Consider the following 1,110-nt stretch of genomic DNA (forward strand, 5'->3'; position numbering starts at 1 on the left):
AACAGAGTGGATGGACTGGAATTTTGTTGATAATGGCGTTGAATTTGATGGTATTTATTACTGCCCACACCATGCATCAAAAGGGCAAGGTGATTACTTGCAAGATTGTGATTGCCGTAAACCAAAACCAGGTATGTTTATTTCAGCACGCGACTTTTTGAAAATCGATATGTCACAGTCTGTGATGATTGGTGATAAAGCGGATGACATGAAAGCAGCTATTGCTGCTGACGTTGCTTTAAAAGTACTTGTAAGGACAGGTAAGCCAGTCACTGATGAAGGTGAAGCGTTAGCAAACGTGGTGTTAGACAGTATTGCTGATGTTCCAGAATGGTTAATGACTCAATAGAAATGAGTGCTTACATAAAGGTCGTTATTAAACGGCCTTTTTTGTTTCTATAAGTGGTAGTTTTAACGAAATGTTAACTATTTAGCTTAGTAAATAGACTAACTAAGCCCGTTTTTTGGATAAATATCAGAAATAATCACATTATTAAGATTGGTACAATTTCTGCAGATAATAGAATGGATAGATTTATCAATACTTTTTAGAGGGATTTATTCATGATATGGCGTGTACTTATCAATGCTATAAAAACGGTTGTAATTTCAATAAGTGTTGTGAGCTCGTTTAGTACTAGTGCGAATGAACAAAATGAGAGTGGTGATTGGTATATTGCTCAATTTCATCAAATTGCAGATCAGCAAGTAAATGTAGCCACTTTAATTGATCAGGAATATGCCGCTGAGTTGAGTCTATCCTTAAGTAATTGCATCTAAGTTGAATATTTATATTGAGATATGCTGTTTGGTGAGTGGTGTTGCTTGTTCAGGATGAACCAGCGCATTAAATGTGAAGTTACTAAGTTACTAAGTTACTAAGTTACTAAGTTACTAAGTTACTAAAATGTAAATTAGTATCGTTGGGTATATTATCACCAGTATGAATTAACAGGGAGTCAGTTAAGACATTTTTTCGTATTTTTTACGCCGAATGGCGCTTGTGATCCCTACTTTTCTTGGTATTACGGTTTTAATTTTTGCTATTACTCGCTTTGTGCCTGGTGGCTCTGTTGAGCGTATGTTAGCAAATATGCAAGCACAAGGTGA

2 protein-coding genes are annotated in these 1,110 nt (G+C 35.7%); both read left to right on the forward strand.

Annotation, left to right across the window (positions count from 1 at the left end; genetic code table 11):
- A partial coding sequence (gene gmhB, locus NB231_RS17220) for a D-glycero-beta-D-manno-heptose 1,7-bisphosphate 7-phosphatase (RefSeq protein ID WP_156776841.1) occupies nt 1-349 on the forward strand: 349 nt, incomplete at its 5' end.
- 215 nt (nt 350-564) lie between these two features.
- A complete protein-coding gene (locus NB231_RS19275; protein ID WP_006647110.1) occupies nt 565-780 on the forward strand; it encodes a hypothetical protein in 216 nt (71 codons plus the stop codon).
- The last annotated feature ends 330 nt before the right edge of the window (nt 781-1,110 follow it).

It is taken from the genome of Nitrococcus mobilis Nb-231, assembly GCF_000153205.1.
In the GTDB taxonomy this organism is placed as follows: Bacteria; Pseudomonadota; Gammaproteobacteria; order Nitrococcales; family Nitrococcaceae; genus Nitrococcus; species Nitrococcus mobilis.

What these genes read in the sequence shown, in the direction of transcription:
- NB231_RS19275 (WP_006647110.1), top strand. Translation starts at nt 565, where the DNA reads ATGATATGGCGTGTACTTATCAATGCTATAAAAACGGTTGTAATTTCA.